Source organism: Protofrankia sp. CiP1_Cm_nod4 (assembly GCF_982290645.1).
Genome location: NZ_CEVIVC010000078.1, coordinates 13,832 through 14,634, shown reverse-complemented (window position 1 = coordinate 14,634; position 803 = coordinate 13,832). Strand labels below are relative to the sequence as shown.

The following is an 803-nucleotide window of genomic DNA, read 5'->3' as shown; positions in this document are numbered from 1 at the left end:
CGACCGAGGCGGCCAGCGCCGCCCGGATCCCGAACCGGGCCGGCACCGAGCCCACGCCGATGCCACGGTCGACCTCGGCGTCCTGACAGGCGTAGATCAGGTCGAAGCCGGCTATCCAGGTGCCGACCGCGAGCCCGAGCACGACCGAGGCCCACGACCAGCGGTCGGTGATGGCGATCCAGGCGCCGACCGGCGCGACCGCCTGGGCCAACGCGAGGACGGCGTGCGGGAAGTTGGTGAACCGCTTGGCGTACGAATAGACGATCAGGGGGGCGGCCGCGAGCGGCGCGAGGGCCAGGCAGAGCCAGGACAGCGCGGCGGCGGACCCGGCGAAGACACCCAGGGCGATCGCGGCGCCGACCGCGGCCGTGCGCACCGACACCGCGCCGGTGACCAGCTCCCGGCCGGCCGTCCGCGGATTACGTCCGTCGATCTTCCGGTCGATGATCCTGTTGGTCGCCATCGCGAAGGTGCGGGCAGCGACCATCGCGACGGTCACCAGCGCGATGTCCAGCCAGTGCACGGAGCGGGAGGCGTCGAACGACGCGGCGAGCGCCGCCACATAGGCGAACGGCAGCGCGAACACCGAATGCTCGATCACCACCACCCGCAGGAAGGCGCGGACGGGGCCGTCAGGCGTCGATGCCGGCCCCGGCATCCCCGGGGCGAACGTCGCGTCACTCACTGACGACCATCTCCCAGGCGTTCCGGCAAGCGGTGTATCCCCGCCGTGGACCATGGTGAGCAGCGGTCGGCGATAGTCCCGTCAGCGATAGTCACGTCAACGACGGCCCGGTCGACGA

Annotated in this window: 1 protein-coding gene; it reads right to left on the bottom strand. The window is 71.9% G+C overall.

Annotation, left to right across the window (positions count from 1 at the left end):
* Positions 1 to 685: 4-hydroxybenzoate octaprenyltransferase (locus AC5LSR_RS15355; protein WP_493468608.1), on the bottom strand; the 685-nt coding region annotated here is incomplete at its 3' end.
* Positions 686 to 803: the final 118 nt, after the last annotated feature.